26 protein-coding genes are annotated in these 20,358 nt (G+C 39.8%); 15 read left to right on the top strand and 11 right to left on the bottom strand.

Features of this window, described 5'->3' with window-relative positions:
* Positions 1 to 28 precede the first annotated feature (28 nt).
* The 6 genes from lptB to I6E70_RS00940 are packed head-to-tail and all read right to left on the bottom strand — an operon-like array spanning position 29 to position 4,332.
* Entirely contained in the window at positions 29 to 754 is a 726-nt protein-coding gene (gene lptB / locus I6E70_RS00965; protein ID WP_007580304.1) for an LPS export ABC transporter ATP-binding protein, read from the bottom strand.
* A complete protein-coding gene (gene lptA, locus I6E70_RS00960; RefSeq protein WP_024590191.1) occupies positions 751 to 1,296 on the bottom strand; it encodes a lipopolysaccharide transport periplasmic protein LptA in 546 nt (181 codons plus the stop codon). The genes lptB and lptA overlap by 4 nt, the downstream gene beginning before the upstream one ends.
* Positions 1,286 to 1,840, bottom strand: coding sequence for an LPS export ABC transporter periplasmic protein LptC (gene lptC, locus I6E70_RS00955; RefSeq protein WP_007580308.1), 555 nt, complete (start codon positions 1,838 to 1,840; stop codon positions 1,286 to 1,288). The genes lptA and lptC overlap by 11 nt, the downstream gene beginning before the upstream one ends.
* Positions 1,837 to 2,388 (bottom strand): 3-deoxy-manno-octulosonate-8-phosphatase KdsC, encoded by a 552-nt coding sequence (gene kdsC / locus I6E70_RS00950; RefSeq protein ID WP_007580311.1) that lies wholly within the window; start codon positions 2,386 to 2,388, stop codon positions 1,837 to 1,839. Before kdsC ends, lptC begins: the two co-directional genes overlap by 4 nt.
* Positions 2,389 to 3,360: a KpsF/GutQ family sugar-phosphate isomerase gene (locus I6E70_RS00945; protein WP_197101340.1), complete on the bottom strand. Its 972-nt coding sequence runs from the start codon at positions 3,358 to 3,360 to the stop codon at positions 2,389 to 2,391.
* A 3-nt stretch (positions 3,361 to 3,363) separates the two neighbouring features.
* Positions 3,364 to 4,332 (bottom strand): calcium/sodium antiporter, encoded by a 969-nt coding sequence (locus I6E70_RS00940; protein ID WP_024607453.1) that lies wholly within the window; start codon positions 4,330 to 4,332, stop codon positions 3,364 to 3,366.
* Between the two features lie 255 nt (positions 4,333 to 4,587).
* On the opposite strand from I6E70_RS00940, the gene I6E70_RS00935 reads away from it, so the two are divergent.
* From I6E70_RS00935 to murA, 7 genes are read left to right on the top strand one after another with little or no spacing between them, the layout of a single operon-like run.
* Complete coding sequence (locus I6E70_RS00935; RefSeq protein WP_076915496.1) at positions 4,588 to 5,403, top strand: ATP-binding cassette domain-containing protein; 816 nt, start codon at positions 4,588 to 4,590, stop codon at positions 5,401 to 5,403.
* Positions 5,403 to 6,182, top strand: coding sequence for a lipid asymmetry maintenance ABC transporter permease subunit MlaE (gene mlaE / locus I6E70_RS00930; RefSeq protein WP_002957949.1), 780 nt, complete (start codon positions 5,403 to 5,405; stop codon positions 6,180 to 6,182). Before I6E70_RS00935 ends, mlaE begins: the two co-directional genes overlap by 1 nt.
* 13 nt (positions 6,183 to 6,195) lie before the next feature.
* The gene (gene mlaD, locus I6E70_RS00925; protein ID WP_002957950.1) at positions 6,196 to 6,744 is read left to right on the top strand and encodes an outer membrane lipid asymmetry maintenance protein MlaD; all 549 of its coding nucleotides are present in this window, start codon (positions 6,196 to 6,198) and stop codon (positions 6,742 to 6,744) included.
* A 5-nt stretch (positions 6,745 to 6,749) separates the two neighbouring features.
* The gene (locus I6E70_RS00920) at positions 6,750 to 7,430 is read left to right on the top strand and encodes an MlaC/ttg2D family ABC transporter substrate-binding protein (RefSeq protein WP_197187826.1); all 681 of its coding nucleotides are present in this window, start codon (positions 6,750 to 6,752) and stop codon (positions 7,428 to 7,430) included.
* On the top strand, positions 7,423 to 7,716 hold the full coding sequence (locus tag I6E70_RS00915) for an STAS domain-containing protein (protein ID WP_007580316.1): 294 nt from the start codon (positions 7,423 to 7,425) through the stop codon (positions 7,714 to 7,716). The genes I6E70_RS00920 and I6E70_RS00915 overlap by 8 nt, the downstream gene beginning before the upstream one ends.
* Before the next feature lie 5 nt (positions 7,717 to 7,721).
* Positions 7,722 to 7,979, top strand: a complete 258-nt coding sequence (locus tag I6E70_RS00910; protein WP_002957953.1) for a BolA family protein — start codon at positions 7,722 to 7,724, stop codon at positions 7,977 to 7,979.
* A 13-nt stretch (positions 7,980 to 7,992) separates the two neighbouring features.
* Positions 7,993 to 9,252 carry a UDP-N-acetylglucosamine 1-carboxyvinyltransferase gene (gene murA, locus I6E70_RS00905; protein WP_007580318.1) on the top strand — a complete coding sequence of 420 codons (1,260 nt, stop codon included), beginning with the start codon at positions 7,993 to 7,995 and terminating at the stop codon, positions 9,250 to 9,252.
* Positions 9,253 to 9,352: 100 nt separating this feature from the next.
* On the opposite strand, the gene I6E70_RS00900 is transcribed toward murA, so the two are convergent.
* The 3 genes from I6E70_RS00900 to I6E70_RS00890 all read right to left on the bottom strand — a co-directional run bounded on the left by I6E70_RS00900 (position 9,353) and on the right by I6E70_RS00890 (position 12,465).
* A complete protein-coding gene (locus tag I6E70_RS00900) occupies positions 9,353 to 10,435 on the bottom strand; it encodes a trypsin-like peptidase domain-containing protein (protein ID WP_007580320.1) in 1,083 nt (360 codons plus the stop codon).
* A 102-nt stretch (positions 10,436 to 10,537) separates the two neighbouring features.
* Positions 10,538 to 11,890: a Do family serine endopeptidase gene (locus I6E70_RS00895; protein ID WP_010554276.1), complete on the bottom strand. Its 1,353-nt coding sequence runs from the start codon at positions 11,888 to 11,890 to the stop codon at positions 10,538 to 10,540.
* A 131-nt stretch (positions 11,891 to 12,021) separates the two neighbouring features.
* Positions 12,022 to 12,465, bottom strand: a complete 444-nt coding sequence (locus I6E70_RS00890) for a YhcB family protein (protein ID WP_007580324.1) — start codon at positions 12,463 to 12,465, stop codon at positions 12,022 to 12,024.
* Positions 12,466 to 12,599: 134 nt separating this feature from the next.
* On the opposite strand from I6E70_RS00890, the gene zapE reads away from it, so the two are divergent.
* The 8 genes from zapE (at position 12,600) to I6E70_RS00850 (ending at position 19,129) form a co-directional block, all read left to right on the top strand.
* The gene (gene zapE / locus I6E70_RS00885; protein ID WP_010554277.1) at positions 12,600 to 13,688 is read left to right on the top strand and encodes a cell division protein ZapE; all 1,089 of its coding nucleotides are present in this window, start codon (positions 12,600 to 12,602) and stop codon (positions 13,686 to 13,688) included.
* Positions 13,689 to 13,973: 285 nt separating this feature from the next.
* Complete coding sequence (gene rplM / locus I6E70_RS00880; RefSeq protein WP_007378318.1) at positions 13,974 to 14,402, top strand: 50S ribosomal protein L13; 429 nt, start codon at positions 13,974 to 13,976, stop codon at positions 14,400 to 14,402.
* 8 nt (positions 14,403 to 14,410) lie between these two features.
* Positions 14,411 to 14,803, top strand: a complete 393-nt coding sequence (rpsI, locus tag I6E70_RS00875; protein ID WP_024590200.1) for a 30S ribosomal protein S9 — start codon at positions 14,411 to 14,413, stop codon at positions 14,801 to 14,803.
* A gap of 580 nt (positions 14,804 to 15,383) precedes the next feature.
* Entirely contained in the window at positions 15,384 to 15,974 is a 591-nt protein-coding gene (petA, locus tag I6E70_RS00870; RefSeq protein WP_007580333.1) for a ubiquinol-cytochrome c reductase iron-sulfur subunit, read from the top strand.
* Positions 15,974 to 17,239, top strand: coding sequence for a cytochrome b (locus I6E70_RS00865; protein WP_007580335.1), 1,266 nt, complete (start codon positions 15,974 to 15,976; stop codon positions 17,237 to 17,239). The genes petA and I6E70_RS00865 overlap by 1 nt, the downstream gene beginning before the upstream one ends.
* Positions 17,236 to 17,985, top strand: a complete 750-nt coding sequence (locus tag I6E70_RS00860; RefSeq protein ID WP_007580337.1) for a cytochrome c1 — start codon at positions 17,236 to 17,238, stop codon at positions 17,983 to 17,985. Before I6E70_RS00865 ends, I6E70_RS00860 begins: the two co-directional genes overlap by 4 nt.
* Before the next feature lie 80 nt (positions 17,986 to 18,065).
* A complete protein-coding gene (sspA, locus tag I6E70_RS00855) occupies positions 18,066 to 18,692 on the top strand; it encodes a stringent starvation protein SspA (RefSeq protein WP_002957965.1) in 627 nt (208 codons plus the stop codon).
* Positions 18,692 to 19,129: a ClpXP protease specificity-enhancing factor gene (locus I6E70_RS00850; protein ID WP_007580339.1), complete on the top strand. Its 438-nt coding sequence runs from the start codon at positions 18,692 to 18,694 to the stop codon at positions 19,127 to 19,129. Before sspA ends, I6E70_RS00850 begins: the two co-directional genes overlap by 1 nt.
* 59 nt (positions 19,130 to 19,188) lie before the next feature.
* On the opposite strand, the gene dolP is transcribed toward I6E70_RS00850, so the two are convergent.
* Complete coding sequence (gene dolP / locus I6E70_RS00845; protein ID WP_024590201.1) at positions 19,189 to 19,755, bottom strand: division/outer membrane stress-associated lipid-binding lipoprotein; 567 nt, start codon at positions 19,753 to 19,755, stop codon at positions 19,189 to 19,191.
* Entirely contained in the window at positions 19,748 to 20,341 is a 594-nt protein-coding gene (locus I6E70_RS00840; protein WP_002957968.1) for an SIS domain-containing protein, read from the bottom strand. Before I6E70_RS00840 ends, dolP begins: the two co-directional genes overlap by 8 nt.
* Between the last annotated feature and the right edge of the window lie 17 nt (positions 20,342 to 20,358).

Genomic DNA, 20,358 nt, shown 5'->3' with positions numbered 1-20,358 from the left:
GCAGATGCTTAAAGACATGGCGTAAATGTTACAGCCTAAATTGCTCGCCTAAGTAAACATCGCGTACTGTTTTATCATTTAATACGTGTTCTGGAGTACCTGATGCAATCAGCTCCCCATGAGAAACAATGTAGGCTTTTTCACAAACATCAAGGGTTTCTCTTACGTTATGATCGGTAATTAATACACCAATCCCACGATTTTTAAGATGTTCTATTATTTTCTTTATGTCTAATACCGAAATAGGGTCAACACCTGCAAATGGTTCATCCAGTAATATAAATTTAGGATCTGCTGCCAGCGCACGTGCTATTTCAACACGACGACGTTCGCCTCCTGACAATGCCATACCTTGGCTATCACGAATGTGTTGTATGCTAAATTCATCTAATAATTTATCGAGAGTGTCTTCTCTAGCTTGTTTATTTAACTCTTTGCGCGTTTCTAAAATGGCCATTAAGTTTTGATAAACAGTCAGCTTTCTGAATATTGAAGACTCTTGCGGTAAGTAGCCAATGCCTAATCTAGCACGACTATGCATAGGTAAAAGAGTAATATCGTTATCGTCTATCGATATTTTACCTTTGTCGCTAGGTACAAGTCCTACTATCATATAAAACGTGGTAGTTTTACCTGCGCCGTTAGGGCCAAGTAAGCCAACAATACTGCCAGCTTTGACTTCAAGGCCGACGTTTTTTACAACTTCACGGCCTTTATAGCTCTTTGCTAATAGCTCTGCTTTTAATGTGCTCATGGTTGACCTTTGTCGCTTTTTTTACTTTTTTTAGTCTCGATTGGCACTAAAATTGTGTGAACGCGGTCAGTTGAGTTTTCATCTTTTTCGGCACTGATTAGCTGCTGCTCTATATCGTAGGTAATGCTTTTAGCATTTATTTTTTGTCCCGCTTGCGATACTTGTGCATTACCAACAAGCGTTAAAAAACGCTTAGATACATCATAACGTACTTCGTCAGCACTGGCGCTCATAGTCGTGCCATCTGATTGCTTTTCTTCAAAGTGCGCAGGGCTACCTGTAGCAATTAATAATTGTTTATTATCGCCAAGTTCATCGCGTTTATGTACTTCTAAGCGGTCGGCTGTGATACGGCGGTTACCGTGAATAATTTCAACGTTTTTCTCAAAAATCCCGACATTAGCTTTTAATTGACCTTCTTGCTTATCGGCGCTTATTGAAATTTGATTTGCAGCCGGTTGCGTGTTTTGCTCTGCAGCACTACTATTAAACGCTAGTATAAGTGTAGGAATAATAAGTGATTTTAATATTTTATTGGTCATAATATATGGTTCGCGTATGGTTAATTAGTTTTATCACTTCGGTTTTTAAGTCGGCTTCTAGGCCTTTACCAGTGATTTTTAAATTGGGCCCAGTAATGATAACGGGTTGCTCCGAACGCATTGTTAATAGCTTTATATCTACTTGAATATTATCAGCATTGATTTTGTCTATCATGGCGTTATCGGTTAAGTTTTTGGCAACCACATTGCCTTCTAAAATTAATTGTTTGTCTTCATATAATGTTGCTTCGTCTGCATTTATTTGCCACGTTTGCTTTTCGTTATATAAAGTAAAAATAGGTTTTTCAAAAAACGTAAAACCTAATTGTTGATATAGCTCCATTTTAGCCGCAGTGACTTTGTGGCTAATTTTACCTTGTTCGTCATAGGCTGTTTGTTTGAGTTCTATGGCTATGTAATCAGGCTTGGCAATAACTTCAGGCTCAGTCTGAGGTACAATATTTGTTTGTGTAAAATAAGGGTACCAAAGCCAAACCATACAGCTAATGAATAAAACGCTTAATATTATGCGCGCTGCATTCATGAACTAGTGCCTTGTGTAGTCAATGCTTTACCATTTTCAAGCATAAGTAAGTCGGTGAGCTCTCTTACTGCACCAAAGCCGCCAGGCATTTGCGTTACATAGTGTGATAAACGTTTAATAAGTGGATGGGCATCATTTACTGCAACAGCAAAGCCGACTAATTCCATAACGGGCATGTCAGGACCATCATCACCGATATAAGCAATTTGTTCATCGCTAAGGTTGAGTTTGTCTTTTAATTCTTGATAGGCAATGAGCTTATTTTCTTGGCCTTGATAAATATGCTGTACGGTTAAGCTGCTCATACGTTGTTGCACTATTTGTGAATGACGACCAGTAATTACAGCCACTTCAAAGCCACTGTTTATAAGCGCTTTAATGCCAAAACCATCTTTTGTATTAAATGCTTTTAGCTCTTCACCTTGATTACCAAGATAAATACGGCCATCAGAAAATACACCATCAATATCGCATATAAGTAGCTTTACTTTTTTAGCGCGTGCTTTTGCATCATCGCTCAGCGGTTGATAGAGTTCTTCAAATTGCATTTATAACACTCCTGCTTTTAATAGGTCTTGCATGTTTAATGCGCCAATAGGTTGGTTTTTATCATTGACGACGATTAAGCCATTTATACGTTTGTGTTCCATAATATTAAGCGCTTCAGCAGCCAAAATATCTTGTGTAGCCGTAGTACATGACTTAGTCATAACAACATCTATTTGTGTTGTATGAATATCAATTCTTTGCTCTAAAATACGACGCAAATCGCCATCGGTAAATAATCCCACGAGCTGCTGATTTTCATCAACAATGGCTGTCATACCTAGCCCTTTAGCAGACATTTCAATAAGGGCGTCTTTAACTGTTTGTGAAACGCTAATAATAGGTGTATTTGCGCCGCTGTGCATAACATCTTTTAAAGTAAGTAATAAGCGCTTGCCTAAACTACCACCTGGGTGAGATAGCGCGAAGTCATCAGCTGTAAACCCGCGAGCTTCTAATAATGCAACTGCCATGGCATCGCCCATCGCAAGCGTTGCAGTGGTACTTGATGTAGGAGCTAGACCCAATGAACAGGCTTCTTTTTCTACTTTAATACACACATGTACATTAGCAAGGGTCGCCATGGTTGATTGCGTATTGCCAGTCATCGATATCATTTTGGCACCAAGTCGTTTTAAAACCGGAATGATATTTAAAACTTCGCTGGTCTCCCCTGAATTAGAAATAAGCATAACCACGTCATTTTTAGTGATCATACCTAAATCACCATGACTTGCTTCACCAGGGTGAACAAAAAATGCTGGACTGCCAGTGCTTGCAAGGGTTGCCGCTATTTTATTGCCAATATGACCTGACTTACCCATACCAATGACAATAATACGGCCTTCGCAGTCGTACATTAATTGGCACGCGTTATGAAAATTTTCATCTACATATTGTGCAATATCACTAAGTGCTTGGCGTTCAACATCTAAAACGCGAAGGCCTTGTTCAATAAAATTTAGCGTTGCCATCATTTACCCTACTTGACTAAAAATATACCCTTGGTAACCCAAAAACGCTATTAGCAATAAGCCGCCTTCTACTCTATTGATACGTTGGGTGCCTCTAAAGTTCAATGACATAATAATAAGAGCAAGTGTTGCGCCAATCATAATTAATACGTCTCGGCTTACTAATGATGGGTCAATGGCTGAAGGGTTAATAATACCGGCAAGTGGTAATACCGCTAGAATATTAAATATGTTTGAGCCAACAATATTACCTAGTGCTAAATCATCTTCATTTTTAAGTACACCTGCAACCGAAGCGGCAAGTTCAGGCAAACTAGTACCGATGGCAATAATTGTTAAGCCAATGACTAAGTCGCTTAAGCCGAAGTATTTAGCAATATCGACAGCCGAACCTATTAAAAAATGAGAACTAACAGGTAGGAGTATCATGCCGACAACTAACCAAAATACCGCTTTTTTCGTAGGTACATCGTTTGGTACATCGTCGCAGGCTTCTGACACAAATGGATCATCTTGGTTTTTTGCACGCATAGATACAATAATTAACCCACCGATGAATACGATAAAGCCAACCAAAAGTGCAACACCTTCATTAAATGAAAAGTAGTTATCTGAGAACACATACCAAGTAGCTAAAGATACGAGCATCACTAATGGCATTTCACGTTTTAATGTACTTGATGAAACTGAAAGAGGGCGAAATAGAGCAGTGATACCTAACACAAGTAAAATGTTTGTAATATTAGAGCCAACAGCATTGCCAACCGCTGTGTCGGTTTTGTTAGCCAGAGCGGCAGAGGCTGAAACCATCATTTCGGGTGCTGAAGAGCCCATAGCTACCACGGTTAAACCAACAATAAGTGTAGGTACACCAAAGTTTTTAGCAAGAGCCGCAGCGCCATAAACAAACCTGTCTGCACTCCAAACAAGAGCTGCAAAACCAAGAATTAAAATAACAAACGAGGTAACCATTGTGTTAAGCCAGTTATACAAAATACGGATGGCGCGAATAGTAACAAAAGCCAAGATGAAAGTATAAATAAAAGAGTAAGGTCAACTACGTAACAATGCTGCTTTTAAACAGCTAATTTAAAAATTTAAGCCGGGGTTAAGCTGTTTTGAGCGAGTCTTATAATCCTTTTCATGGGTGTATTACAAAATCTTACGAATTGTTTTTTCCATCTTTGACAAAAAAGCTTTAAAATAGGTGCACTAGTGAACATTTTTATGGAGAGCGACTTGTCGCAATCAATAGTAGAAGTCAAGGATGTTAGCTTTTCGAGAGGCAATAGAACTATATATAAAAATATGAGTTTTAGCGTTCCTAAAGGTAAAATTACTGCGATCATGGGGCCAAGCGGAATTGGCAAAACCACTATGTTGCGTTTAATTGGTGGTCAGCTTAAACCAGATTCAGGTGATATTTTATTTGAAGGTGGCAGCATTCCTAAAATGTCTCGTAAAGAGTTATACGAAGCACGTACTAAAATGAGCATGCTTTTTCAAAGTGGTGCGCTGTTTACTGATATGTCGGTATTTGACAATATTGCGTTTCCTATAAGAGAGCACACAAAGCTAAGTGAAGACCTTATCCGATTAGTTGTATTAATGAAATTGCAAGCGGTTGGGCTACGTGGCGCTAAAGATTTAATGCCCTCTGAGTTATCGGGCGGTATGGCAAGACGTGCTGCACTTGCGCGCGCTATAGCACTTGATCCAGAGCTAATCATGTACGATGAACCATTTGCAGGACAAGATCCTATTTCGATGGGCGTATTGGTTAAGCTAATTAAGTCGCTTAACGAAGTATTGGGTTTATCGTCTTTAATTGTGACACACGATGTGACAGAGGTAATGAGTATTGCCGATCACGTTATAATTATCGCCGATCAAGGTGTAATTGGTTGTGGTACTCCTGATGAAATGCGCAATCATGAATCTCCTTTAGTTCAACAGTTTTTAAAAGGCTTGTCGGATGGTCCGGTACCATTTCATTTTCCGGCTCAAGCTTATGCAGACGAACTACTTGGAGAAAAAGCATAATGTTGGATTTATTTCAAAAGCTAGGGCATAAAACGCTAGGACGTTTTGCGGCTCTTGGCCGTTCGGCTTATATGCTGTTTAGTGCGCTTGCGCATGTTCCTAATTTTAAAAAAGGCACACCGTTACTTGTTCGCCAACTTTATATGGTGGGTTCGCAATCGTTACTGATTATTATGGTGTCGGGTTTGTTTATCGGCATGGTGTTGGCTCTACAAGGTTACACCGTATTAGTTGGTTATGGCGCTGAGGATAGTTTAGGGCCGTTAGTGGCACTGAGTTTATTGCGAGAACTGGGCCCGGTTGTTACTGCATTACTGTTTGCAGGACGCGCAGGTAGCGCATTGACTGCTGAAATTGGCTTAATGAAAGCAACAGAGCAACTTTCATCACTTGAGATGATGGCAATCGATCCGCTAAAACGTATTATTGCACCACGCTTTTGGGCGGGTTTTATAAGCATGCCATTGCTTGCATTGATATTTTCAGCCGTAGCAATCATAGGCGCTCATTTAGTGGGTGTAGATTGGCTGGGGGTTGATACAGGTAGTTTTTGGTCAATCATGCAATCACAAGTGTCGTTTCAGCAAGACATACTAAACGGTATTATTAAGAGTTTTGTATTTGCCATAGTGGTGACCTGGATTGCGCTTTATAAAGGATATGACTGTGTGCCGACCTCAGAAGGGATCAGCAAAGCAACCACCGAAACGGTTGTTCATTCGTCATTAGCAGTTTTAGGTTTTGACTTTATTTTGACAGCGGTAATGTTTACCAGCTAATAGGGTATAGATAATGAATTCACGGAAATTAGAAATTTTAGTTGGTTTTTTTGTAGCACTTGGCATTTTAGCTTTTGCGATGCTCGCACTTAAAGTTGCCAATTCAGGTATTAGTGGCTCTGGCGAAACATATACGCTTAATGCCAAGTTTGAAAACATTGGCTCATTAAAAGCGCGTGCGCCGGTAAAAGTAGGTGGTGTTGTAATTGGTCGTGTTGAATCAATTTATGTACACCCACAAGAGTTTTTACCAGTGGTAAACATGACCATTGATGCACAGTATTTATGTCGTTTTTCAGACACAAGCTCAATCTCTATTTTAACGTCGGGTATTTTAGGTGAGCAGTACTTAGGTATTCACCCTGTCATTTCTCCAGATTCGGCTAAACAACGTTGTTTAGGCGAAACAGTGACTGAAAACAAGCAAGATGAAGCAATTGACGATTTGTTTGGTGTGGAAAGTAAAGCACTAGGTGATGGCGATTCAATTACTGATACTAAGTCTGCCATTGTACTTGAAGAATTAATCGGGCAGTTTTTATTCAACCAAGGTAGTGAGTAATTATTATGTTGAAAAAGTTTTTAGCTATTGTAGCAATTGGCACAATGACGCTAACTCAAAGCGTAAGTGCAGCAGATGTTAAATTGGTTGATCCAAATAAAATGGTACGCCAAGTTGCCGATAATACATTTGCACGTATTAAAAAAGATCAGCCATTAATTGTTAAAAATCAAGAGCATCTTCGCGTAATCGTTGAAGAAGAATTAATGCCTTATATCGACTACAAATATGCAGCACTTCGCGTACTAGGTAGTGAAGTATCTAAAGTACGTGCAATTACCGACGAAGCTGAAAAAGCCAAAGCAATTAGAGAAATTCAACGCTTTATTGGTGTTTTTAGAGAGTATTTAGTTGCTACTTATGCAGGTGTATTCACTCAATATACAAACCAAAAAGTTGAGTTTGGTGCAGAACAAGCATTTAAAGGCAAAGATGTCGTTGTCGTTAAAACTAAAATTATTGAAGATGGTAAACCTGATATCAGAATCGATTTTAAAGTACGCGAAGACCGTGACGGTGAATGGCGCGCGTACGATATGATTGCTGAAGGTATTAGTTTACTAGATGCAAAACAAAGTGAGCTACAAGGTATTTTGCGTCAGCAAGGTATTGATAATGTAAGTAACCTTTTAGAGCAAAAGAGTCAGCTACCAGTTCAGTTTAGAGGCAGTAACTCGAATGACTAAATTGGCAATAAGCCAAGTTGATGGACAACATTTTCGAGTAAACGGTGAGCTTACTCGAAATTCAATTGGCGATGAACAGCTTCTGAACAGCAAGCTATTAACCAAGCATAAAATCATCTATTTCGACCTAAGTGGTGTATCTAGGGTTGACACAGCGGGCTTAGCTTGGTTAATTCACTCTTTTGCAGAATTAAAGCAGCAAGGCATTCGCCTTGAGTTGCAAAACCTACCTGAGCAATTGCAAAATTTAATGCAATTGGGTCAGGTTACAACCCTATTTGAGTGAGAGTTATGGAAACTAGCCAAGTCGAAACATTATTACGCGAAGAACTTCAATTAGCTGAAGTACATGTAAAAGCCAATGGTAGTCATTATGAAGTTGTTGCAGTAGGTGAATGCTTTGACGGTTTAAGCCGAGTTAAAAAGCAGCAGCTAGTTTATGGCCCATTAATGAATACAATTTCAGATGGCACAATTCACGCAGTATCTATTCGTGCATTTACTCCTGTAGAGTGGAAGCGTGAACAAAAATTTATTTTACCGCAATAAATAGGGCCTCTTAATGGATCAATTTGTAATTCAAGGTGGTACTTCACTTGCTGGTGAAGTGACTATTTCTGGCGCTAAAAATGCCGCACTTCCTATTTTGTTTGCTTCATTATTAGCTGATGGAAAAAGTACATTTACTAATGTACCGCGCCTTCGCGATATAGTGACCACTGAAGCCTTATTAAAAACTCTAGGCGCTGATGTTAATTGGCACGGCGATACGCTAGTGATTGACGGCGCAACGGTTAATAAAACATTAGCGCCATACGACTTAGTTAAGCAAATGCGTGCTTCAGTACTTGCATTAGGCCCTTTAGTTGCTCGTTTTGGTGAAGCTCAAGTGTCTTTACCTGGTGGGTGTGCTATTGGTGCTCGCCCTGTTGATATACATATTCAAGGTTTGGAGCGCATGGGCGCACAAATAAACGTTGAAAATGGTTATATTAATGCCAAGGTAAACGGTCGCTTAAAAGGCGCTGAAATCTTTATGGAAATGGTAAGCGTAGGCGCTACCGAAAATCTATTGATGGCAGCAGCCCTCGCTGATGGTAAAACCATACTTGATAATGCTGCACGCGAGCCCGAAATAATTGATTTAGCTAACTGCTTAATTGCTATGGGCGCTAAAATTACGGGTGCAGGCACTAGCCGCATTGAAGTTGAAGGCGTTGAGCGTTTAGCAGGATGCGAGCACAGCATTTTACCAGACAGAATAGAAACAGGTACATTTTTAGTCGCTGCAGCAATGGCAGGCGGTGAAGTACTTTGTAAAAACACTGACTTTCATTCTCTTGAGCCTGTGATTGAAAAGTTACGCGCAACAAATGCACATCTAGAAGTGCATAACGACAGTATTTATCTTGATATGCGCGGCCGAGAACTGAGAGCCGTGAATATTAAAACAGCTCCACACCCAGGTTTTCCTACGGATATGCAAGCTCAGTTTACAGCATTAAATGTAGTAGCAAATGGTAGTGCAACGATTACGGAAACGATTTTTGAAAACCGTTTTATGCATGTACCTGAGTTGCAGCGTATGGGCGCTAATATTCGTTTAGAAGGGCATACCGCAATTTGTGGTGAGACTGAGAGCCTAACGGGCGCGCAAGTGATGGCAACCGACCTACGCGCTTCAGCTAGCTTAATCTTAACGGGTATAGTGGCACAGGGTGAAACGGTTGTTGACCGTATTTATCACGTTGATAGAGGTTATCAGCGCATTGAAGATAAGCTAAGTGCGTTGGGTGCAAATATTAAACGTCGAAGTAGTTAAGTAGATATTTAACTAGCTAAGCTATTTTAAAAAGGTCGGATACGCAAATTGCTATCCGACCTTTTTATTGACGATTTATGGAAGTTGGTATTATTTTTTATTAAAGCTTTGTTTCAAGCTCAGCTACCACCACCATGATTTTTTCTATTTTACCATTCCGGTAAAGCTCAAATTCTATTTCTTTACCTGGTTCTGTATTACCTATTTCTTCCAGCACTTTTTGTGGATTTGCTACCGAAAGCCCTGCAATTTTAATAACAATATCTTGCTCTTCAATACCCGCTTGCCATGCTGGTCCCAAAGGGTCTAAATTAGTAATACGCATGCCAGTAACTGGGGTCAGACTGTCGTTTACTTCCTTGCCGGTACTATCTACTGCTGTGCCTTCAAAGCCTAAATAGCCGCGCACAACGCGACCATGACGAATGAGCTTACCCATTACTTTTTTAGCAAGTGAGTAAGGAACCGCAAAGAATATTCCTTGAATATTCAAGTTCTCACGCGTTTTAAACTGCGCAGAAGTAATGCCGACTAAATCACCATTGGAGTTAACTAATGCGCCGCCAGAGTTGCCCACATTAATAGCCGCATCCATTTGCAATAAGTTATTGTACGGACTGTCTGTAATTTTTTGCTTACCCGTTGCGCTAATAATGCCTTGCGTGATTGTTTGGCCTAAATTAAGCGGGTTACCTATGGCAAGTACAACATCGCCTACACTGGATACATAGCTATCATTTACAGGAATTACCGGAAGGTGATCTGCATTTATTTTAAGTAAGGCTAAATCAGTAATAGTATCAAAACCAATTAGCTGTACATCAAAAAAGCGTCTGCCATCGGTTAGAATAACCATAATTTGATCTGCATTATTAACAACATGGTAGTTGGTAAGAATGTAACCGTCTTGCGACATGATGACGCCAGAGCCTAGCTCTTGTACCGTGTTTTTTCTTTTATAACGAGGTTCTTTGGAGATACTTTCTGAAAAAATAGTAACCACAGAAGGAGCTGCTCGTTTAACTGCATCAGAAAAACTCAGGTGACTCGAACTCATTGCGCTTGGTAGGGGAACATTTGGAAGTAAAGCCGCTCGCATATTAGGGCTGAAAAAAACCACTAAAAAAGCAATACTTAGGCCTGCAAATAAAGGGGGAAGAATAAATTTTATTAGTTTCAGCACGATTTTCTTATTATGTAAGTGAGCAATCTCTTTATGATGACATAAAAAAAATAACAGCGGCAAGTGCCACTGTTATTTTTATTACATTAATAGTGCTATTTATTACTGAATTAAAATAAATATAGACTCACGACCACGTTGCACGCCAAGTACTATATTACCTTTTGTACTGTCGATGATTTTATTCATGTCGCGAATCGTTTCAACTCGTTGACGATTCACTTGCATAATAATATCGCCTTCTTCAAGGCCAACACGGGCAGAAGGTGAGCGAGGATCTACAGAAGTAACCTCAACACCTTTATTACTGTTTTTTTGTACATTTTCAAGTGTCGCGCCTTGGAATGCAGGGTGCAGCTCTTCACCGGTCGCTGTAACACCTGATGCACCATCAAGGGTTACTTTCACTGTTTTAATTTTACCATCGCGGTAAATGCCTAGTTTTATCTCACGGCCTTCACCTAACGTAGCAATTTTGCTACGTAGTTCATGGAAGCCACTAATGTCGCCACCGTTAATGCTAACAATAACGTCACCAGCTTCAATTCCAGCCTTACTTGCGGCAGTGTCGTCCATTACTTGCATTACATAAGCACCTTGTTTGACATCAAGTTGCTGTGCTTTTGCAAGTCCAGCATCAAGTGGACGACCAGAAATGCCTAACGAGCCTCGACGTACTTCACCATGTTCAATAATTTGATCGACTAGATTTTTCATCATATTAGATGGAATCGCAAAACCAATACCCACGTTGCCGCCAGAGGCACCTAAAATAGCGGTATTAATACCAATCAACTCACCATTGAGGTTAACTAAGGCACCGCCAGAATTACCTTGGTTAATAGCTGCGTCGGTTTGAATGAAATCTTCGTAGCCCTCAATGTTTAAACCACTTCGGCCAAGAGCACTAACAATACCTGATGTAACTGTGTGGCTAAGGCCAAACGGGTTACCAATCGCAACCGCAAAGTCGCCCACTCGTAAATTATCTGAGTTAGCGAGTTTGATTTCGGTTAAGTCATCAGCGTCTATTTGTAAAAGAGCGATGTCTGATTCTGTGTCAGTACCAATTTTAGTTGCTTCAAATTCACGGCCATCTTCGAGAGTAACTACCATTTTTTCGGCGTCTTGGATTACGTGGTTATTAGTCACTACATAGCCCTCATCAGCATCAATAATGACCCCAGAACCTAATCCACTAAATTGGCGTTTTTGACTGCGAGGCTGCTGTTGTCCAAAAAAGTATTCGAGAGGATCTGCACGGCGGCGTACTTCTTTAGAGCCTGAAACTTGAATACTTACAACACCAGGAGATATTTTCTCTAGCATGGGGGCAAGAGTGGGTAGTTGTTGACCATTTACTGCAATTGGCATTTTTGCATAAGACGCTACAGGGCTCATTAATAAGCTTGTAGATAAAATAGCTGCGCTGATAAGTGATAATTTCATTTTCATAGTCAGGGGTAACTCCACTTAAGATAAAGCAAAAACAAAAAGGGCTACTTTAAAAGCAGCCCTTTTTGGTTTATTAAGATAAAACAACAAAGCTGTTATATCTAAAGACTATGGGGTCTAAAAAAAGTTCATCAAGATACTTTAGAATGTTCTGAAACTTTATTTTGACCAGCAAATAAACCAGATTCACCCGATACATAATCAGCTGGTTGTGCTGCGGCTGAAGAACGATCTGAACGACGTTCTTTTAAAGACGCTTGTAGTTGTTCTGTTGTTTCTTTAGAAAAATAAGGTTCTGCTGGTGCTTTATTTCTATCTTCTAAAAGAAGTTGGTTTGTTTCTTCAACGTGACTAAGCAGTTGATCATAGTTTTCTTTCATTTTATTTACGAGCTTGCCAGTATTCGCTAAATGATCAGCGACATCTTGACGATACTGCTCTAACGCATTTTCAGCTTGCTCTGCCTGCTCTTTTAATTCATCTTGTTTGAATTGTTTTTTAGTAACAAATGCGCCAATAAAAAATGCTACAACAGCAGCAATAACAATTAAACCTACCCACATAACTGTGCCCATAAAAACTACCCCTTTGGGAAAATAACTAACGAATGCCGATTCAATTATAAATCATACTAAGTGTAATATACCCCGAGTTATGATGCGTGTTAATATGCTTTGCAAATTAAACTGTGTTTTAACTGTAAATAGATATGACTCCTTGGCAAACATACCAACAAGACTTAAAGCGAGATGACTTTGTACACGACGCAGCACAAGAAAATGCTGTGCGCCATTTACAACGTCTATACGATGACCTAACTCAGGCAAAGCCAAAACAAAAAGGTTTTTTTGCTAAGTTATTTAGTAAAGATGAACCTGCGCCTATAAAAGGTTTGTACTTTTGGGGTGGAGTAGGGCGTGGTAAAACTTATTTAGTTGACACTTTTTACGAATCACTACCGGGCACACGTAAAATGCGCGTGCACTTTCATCGATTTATGCACCGAGTGCATAATGAGCTTAAAAAACTAAACAATACGGCTAATCCATTAGAAAAAATAGCCGACACTTTCAAAGCAGAAACAGACATAATTTGTTTTGATGAGTTTTTTGTTCAAGACATTACCGATGCTATGTTGCTAGGTGGCTTAATGGAAGCGCTATTTGCACGGGGTATAGTACTTGTTGCTACATCTAATATAGTGCCTGATGAGCTTTACAGAAATGGCTTGCAGCGTGCCCGCTTTGTCCCTGCTATAGAACTGGTTAAGCTCAATACAGAAATAGTTAATGTAGACTCAGGTATTGATTATCGGTTGCGTACCTTAGAGCAAGCCGAAATTTTTCATAGTCCGTTAGATAAAGAAGCGGATAAAAACTTATTTGAATACTTCGATAAGCTATCGTCAGAGCCTGGACAATTAGATGAGCCGATAGAGATAGAAGGTCGTTTAATCAAAACGCGAAAAGTAGCTAAATGCGTGGTGATGTTTGAGTTTAGTGAATTATGCGAAACAGCGCGTAGTCAGGTTGATTACATGGAGATTAGTCGCTTATATAATACGGTGATTATTTCTAACGTAAAACAGCTTGGGCAAACTAATGATGATGCCGCTAGACGCTTTATTGCTTTAGTGGATGAATTTTACGAGCGCCATGTAACTTTAATTATATCGGCTGAAAAACCTATTACCGAACTTTATACCCAAGGTAATTTAAACTTTGAATTTAAGCGCTGTATAAGCCGTTTGCAAGAAATGCAGTCTCTAGAGTATTTAGCTAGAGAGCATTTGGTTTAAATTAGTAGGTAAAAGTGTAATAGGTTAGCCATTAAGAATAAGAGGTGCATATATAGTACTTCTTATTTCTAAAATTTCTTGTGGAAAAAACAACCGGCGAGTAGCAATGTGTTTTAAGTGCTGGTATACTCCCGCGTCTGCCACGTTGCGTTCTATGCCCTCATATAGTCTAGCCACTTGTGAGCGGCGCAAAAGTCTAAAACTCGAAGGGGTTATAGCAAACTTAGAGCAGTAGTTAATATTAACTACTTGTGGTTTTAATTGAAAAACATTGGATTTTTATAAATGAAAACGTTTGTTGCTAAACCAGAAACAGTAAAACGTGACTGGTACGTAGTTGACGCTGAAGGTAAAACTTTAGGTCGCATCGCTACTGAAATCGCTCATCGCCTACGCGGTAAGCATAAAGTTGAATATACACCGCACGTAGATACTGGTGATTATATCATCGTTATCAACGCTGAAAAAGTTACTGTAACTGGTAACAAATTCAAAAACAAAGTGTACTATTCACACTCTGGTTTTCCAGGTGGTCTTAAGTCTACTACTTTTGATAAACTTCAAGCTGCAAAGCCTGAAATGATCATCGAGAAGGCTGTTAAGGGCATGTTGCCACGTGGTCCTTTAGGCCGCGCTATGTACCGTAAACTTAAAGTTTACACAGGTACTGAGCACAACCATGCTGCACAACAGCCTCAGGTTCTAGACATTTAAGGAGCACCATCATGGCAAATCAATACTACGGTACAGGTCGTCGTAAAAGTTCAAGTGCTCGCGTATTCTTACGCCCAGGCACTGGTAACATCGTAATCAACAAACGCTCTCTAGAAGAGTATTTTGGTCGCGAAACAGCACGCATGGTTGTTCATCAAGCTCTTGAGCTAGTTGATATGACTGAAAAATTTGACCTTTACATCACCGTTTCTGGTGGTGGTACAACTGGTCAAGCTGGTGCTATCCGTCATGGTATCACTCGTGCACTTATGGAGTTTGACGAATCATTACGTTCACAACTTCGTAAAGCAGGTTTTGTTACACGTGATGCACGTAAAGTTGAACGTAAGAAAGTGGGTCTTAAGAAAGCGCGTAAGCGTCCACAGTTCTCAAAACGTTAATCTATACGTTATCAAGAATTCAAAAACCCAGCTTATGCTGGGTTTTTTGTTTTCAAATCAAAATGTTTACATTTGCAACTTAATATAAAGTTATTTATATCGATGGTGATACTGGGTGATTGCAGCAATTAATGATGATCAAATTGATTAATAACTGCGTATTAATCAAACGAAAGTTAAAAAACACTCAGATAGCTGCAAAAAAGTTAAATAATTATCGTAATTAGTTTAAATCCATCAGTTAATTGGTGGAATTTTTTGCTACAATTGGCATTGAAGTAAAATGAGTGAGTTTAACCGCACTATGTACAGTTTTTACTGTTTCCTCTTAGTGGTGTTGATCTTGGTCAGTATATTGTTTTTACAGAAGCGTTATTATAGTCGTTCGGCTTTATTCTCGAGCTTACTTAATCAAATTTTGATCAAGTTAGTTTTATTCGAGCATAGGGCTTTGAATAACCTTGTTTTAATCAAGGGTTTTAATTATGATCGCTTCTATTTTAAAAATTCGAATAATTAACCTGCTGTAACTGATGTTCTCAATATAGCAAGTGTTGAGAATCATAGTGGAGATAAGTGGATGAGCAATGCGCCTGTAGACAATGGCCGACGTCGCTTTTTAACCATAGCTACCTCTGTTGTAGGTGGTGTTGGTGCGGCTGGGGCTGCTGTTCCTTTTATTGCGTCTTGGAATCCAAGTGAGCGAGCTAAATCTGCGGGTGCGCCTGTAGAAGTAGATATCAGCAAACTTGAACCGGGACAATTAATACGTGTCGAGTGGCGTGGTAAACCTGTATGGGTTGTATCACGGACCCCAAAAATGCTTGAGCAAATGAAAGAACATGAAGGTCAACTTCGTGATCCGCATTCGCAAGAGCCACAACAATTAGAATCATCAACAAATGATTACCGTTCATTACGTCCAGAAATCTTTCTGGCTGTAGGTATTTGTACGCATTTAGGGTGTTCACCTGGCTTTTTCCAAGGTAACTTTAGTGAGAAAGTTGAAGGAACCGATGATGGCTTCTATTGCCCATGTCATGGTTCTAAATTTGATATGGCTGGCCGTGTATTTCAATCGGTACCTGCTCCATTAAACTTAGAGATACCACCTTATACTTTTCTTGATGAGACCACTATTTTAGTGGGCGAAGAAAAAGGGGCAGCCTAATGTTTGGTAAGATTATTGGTTGGATAGACGACCGTATCCCAATGACACGTGTTTGGAACATGCACATTGCACAGTATCCAGCACCTAAAAACTTTAACTTCTGGTACTTTTTTGGCTCATTAGCCATGTTGGTACTAGTAAACCAAATCCTAACAGGTATTTGGTTAACGATGAACTTTGTTCCGTCTTCTGAAGGCGCATTCGCTTCAGTAGAATACATCATGCGTGATGTAGAATATGGCTGGTTATTACGTTACTTGCACTCAACCGGTGCATCAGCGTTTTTCATCGTTGTATATATGCATATGTTCCGTGGCATGATCTACGGTTCTTATCAAAAACCACGTGAGTTACTGTGGTTATTTGGTATGTTTATTTTCTTAGCGCTAATGGCTGAAGCATTCATGGGGTATTTATTACCATGGGGGCAAATGTCGTTCTGGGGTGCACAGGTAATCATCTCCTTATTCGGGGCTATTCCGGTTATTGGTGATGACTTAACACTTTGGATCCGTGGTGACTATGTAATATCAGGTGCAACGCTTAACCGTTTCTTTGCATTACATGTAATTGCACTACCACTGGTTATTGTAATCTTAGTTTTCTTACACATTGTTGCTCTACACGAAGTGGGTTCAAATAACCCTGAAGGTATTGAGATTAAACGTAAGAAAGGCTCAGTAGCTGAAGAAGATAAGCCTAAATTTAAATTTCATGAGTATTACACTGACAAGAAAGATATTGTTGATGCGATACCGTTCCACCCTTACTACACAGTTAAAGATATTGTGGGTGTGGTTGGTTTCTTAATATTGTTCTGTTGGGTTGTGTTCTTTATGCCAGCGATGAATGGCTTCTTTTTAGAAGGTCCAAACTTCGAGGCAGCTAACCCACTTAAAACACCTGAGCATATTTTCCCGGTTTGGTACTTTACGCCATTCTATGCAATCTTACGTGCAATCCCTGATAAGTTAATCGGTGTTGCGGCGATGGGTGCATCGATTGTGGTACTTGCGTTACTACCTTGGGTAGACCGTGGTAGAGTTAAATCGGTTCGTTACCGTTGTGGTTTCCATAAATGGAACATTGCAGGTTTTGTTGTAACTTTCGTTCTTCTAGGTTGGGTGGGTGCAACTCCACAAACTGATATGAAAACGATTATTTCTCAAATCTGTACTGTGACTTACTTTATGTTCTTCGTACTGTTGTTTGTATACAGTAAGAACGAAAAAACTAAGCCATTGCCAGAGAGGTTAACGAAATGATGAAGAAGCTTATTATTGGTTTATTTGCTTTATCAGTAAACTTGTTGCCGAACATGGTTATGGCAGCGGGTCCATCGGTTCCTTTAATGGAAGCGAACAACGACCTTACTGATCAACCATCTTTACAACGCGGTGCAAAGTTGTTCATGAACTACTGTCTTGGTTGTCACCAAATGCAGTATCAACGTTATGAACGTACTTTTCGTGATATCGGTATCCCAACAGAGGTTGGTTTAGAGCAGTTGATTTTTGACGGTTCTAAAGTTGGTAGTCATATTACTAACGCGATTACAAAAGACGATGCAGCAAAATGGTTTGGTGCGGCTCCGCCGGATTTAACTCTAATTGCTCGTGTAAAATCACCAGATTATATTTACACGTACTTAAAATCGTTTTATAAAGATGAATCTCGCCCGTTTGGGGTTAACAACATTGTTTTCCCATCGGTAGGTATGCCTCACGTTCTTCAAGAACTACAAGGTTTACCAACACCTATCACTAAAGAAGTACAAGAGCATGGTCACACTGTGACTAAAGTTATTGCTACTGAAACAGATGGTACGGGCGAATTAAGCATAGATGAATACGACCAAGCGGCTCGTGATTTAACAAACTTCCTTGAGTACGTGGGTGAACCTTCACGTCTTGAATCGGAAGCGCTAGGTATTAAGGTAATAGGATTTTTAATTATCCTGTTTATCTTGGCATTTATGCTTAAGAAAGAATACTGGAGAGATGTTCATTAGGTTGAACATTTTTAAAGGTAATTTTGCAATAGGGGCTTAAGCCCCTTTTGCTGTTTTAGTTATTTAATGGAGGTATAGGCATGGCCGTAGCTGCCAATAAGCGCCCTGTAATGACCCTTTTTTCTGGTGCTAACTGTATGTATAGCCACCAAGTACGTATTGTACTTGCGGAAAAAGGTGTAAGTGTAGATATTCATTTGGCTGAAAAAGATAACTTGCCAGAAGCACTTCACGAAATTAACCCTTACGGTACAGTGCCAACACTGATTGACCGTGAGCTTGGTTTATACCAGGCAAACATCATCATGGAATACCTTGATGAACGTTTTCCTCATCCTCCACTAATGCCTGTTTACCCGGTAATGCGTGGTCGTAGCCGCTTAATGATGCATCGTATTGATACTGATTGGTACAGCCTAGCTGACAAAATCAGTAACAACACGTCAGACGCTGCTCAAGCTCGTAAAGAGCTAACAGAAGCATTGCTTGCTGTAGCACCTATTTTTAGCGAAGCACCTTACTTTATGAGTGAAGAGTTTAGCTTAGTAGACTGTTATTTAGCTCCACTATTATGGCGTTTACCAGAGTTTGGTATTGAGCTTAATGGTGCAGGTTCTAAAGAGCTTAAAGAGTACATGATCCGTTTATTTGAACGTGAGTCATTCCAAGCCTCTTTAACTGAAGCTGAGCGTGAGATCCGTTTATAATGACGCCTAATCGTCCTTATTTATTACGTGCTTTTTTTGATTGGATAGTCGATAACGAGTGTACACCGCATTTAGTGGTAGACGCTGGATTTGCGAATGTACAAGTGCCAACACAATTTGTTCAAGACGGACAAATTGTTTTAAACATAAGTCCATCAGCGGTCACACAGTTTTCGTTAGACTTAACCCAACTTAGCTTCAGTGCGCGCTTTGGTGGTCAGCCAATGCAAGTGTATGTACCCCTAGGTGCTGTGCTTGCAATATACGCGCGTGAAAATGGCGAAGGAACAGTCTTTACCGCAGATGAGTTTTTAGAGGACGAAGACGATTTTGTGCCAGAGCTTGAAAGTGTTGATTCATCAGCTGAGTTTATTGATGAAACACCACCAGAAAAGCCTGAGAAGAAAAAAGGCTCTCATTTACGCGTTATTAAATAATAAGTAAATGCCAAAAAAAAACCGCTGAATAAGCGGTTTTTTTATGTCTGTATTTTGCTTTACATATATTCAAATACTTTAATTACACGCTCTACGCCAGAAACATTGCGGGCAATATTTACAGCTTGAGTTGACTCAGAGTCAGATACTAAGCCCATTAAAAAAACTTCAGCATTTTCTGTCACTACTTTAATGTTATTACTGCTAATGTCTTTTGCTGTTAGTAGCTGGGCTTTTACTTTAGAAGTTAGCCAAGAGTCGTGAGTTTGTGTAGTAATGCCAGTATTTGAGCCAATACGAATTTGGTTATGTATTTTACGAATACCTGAAACGCCCTCAATGGTGCGCTGCGCTTCGTTTCTCATTTCTTCGTTAGATACTTGGCCAACAAGTAAAACAATACCGTTAACGCTTACAGCGCTTATATTGGCAAACTTTTCAAGACGTTCTACTTCGCTAAGTGCAATACTGGCTTTTATTTCAATATTGTTATCGTCAATTTGAGAGCCAATAGTACGGCGATCGTTCGCTGCAGTTACTGCACTGGCTGTACCTGCAACAACAGCGGCTGCGCAGCCTTGCAGTAATACAACAGTACCTAAAACAATAAGAGAGCGTTTAAACATAATTTTCATCCTGAGGGAAAAGCGTTAAATCAACAAGTTCGCTTAAACAATGTAAGTTAACTAAATGGGATTCGATAATGCGGCTAGGGCGTTTAGATGGCGATCTAATTTCAACATCGTTAGGTCCAAGTAGGCCTACCAACTCGCCACCATCATCACCAACCATAACGATGACCTTCATATCTTTAGTTAGTGCAGCTTCAACGGCAGAAATAACATGTTTTTCGTTACCGTTTATAGCCAGTACAAGCAATAAATCACCTTGTTGGGCAAAAGCGCGGACTTGGCGAGCAAATGTATCGTGATCGTCTACTTGAGTACTTTGCCCCAGATTAACGTTTTCTTGCGATAGAGCAATTGCAGGTAAGCAGGGACGTTCGGTTTCATAATGATTAACCAACACACCCGCCATATGCTGAGCGAGCATGTGGCAATTTGCAGTACCGCAGCAAATGAGTTTATTTCCGTTGATCAGACTTTGTGCAATAGTAAATGCAGCTGACTCAAGCGCACTAGGTAGCACTTCACCAGCAGCGATTTGAACTTGAATGCTTTCTGTAAAAATTTCTTTAATTGTGTCTTGCATAGCCTACCAATAATTTA

Origin of the sequence: Pseudoalteromonas sp. NGC95 (assembly GCF_015864705.1) — a bacterium.
In the GTDB taxonomy this organism is placed as follows: domain Bacteria; phylum Pseudomonadota; class Gammaproteobacteria; order Enterobacterales; family Alteromonadaceae; genus Pseudoalteromonas; species Pseudoalteromonas arctica.
This window is presented reverse-complemented; position numbering and strand designations above follow the sequence as displayed.